Annotated in this window: 1 pseudogene; it reads left to right on the top strand. The window is 66.7% G+C overall.

Annotated features, from left to right (window positions below):
• Positions 1 to 207: pseudogene (locus tag AF337_RS46175) on the top strand (methyltransferase type 11); the annotation flags it as partial.

Below are 207 nucleotides of genomic sequence, written 5' to 3'. Positions count from 1 at the left end.
GCCCTCTGCCCCGTCTGCAATCTGGAGCGCGCCTGCCAAAAATCCATGGGCGACCACGATCATGGGCACGATCGCCCGCCACGTGGAAATGCCCCCGCCGCCACCCGGTTCTCCGGGCCTGTTCCGCTGCGCGGGGGAAGGCATGATGGTCGAGACCTTCAGAGAGGCGGGCCTTCTCGACATCGCCGAGGAAGAGGTGTCGGCGAT

Origin of the sequence: Rhizobium ecuadorense (assembly GCF_001187535.1) — a bacterium.
Classification (GTDB): Bacteria; Pseudomonadota; Alphaproteobacteria; order Rhizobiales; family Rhizobiaceae; genus Rhizobium; species Rhizobium ecuadorense.
The sequence above is the reverse complement of the archived record's forward strand: the minus strand, read 5'-3'. Positions and strand labels throughout refer to the sequence as shown.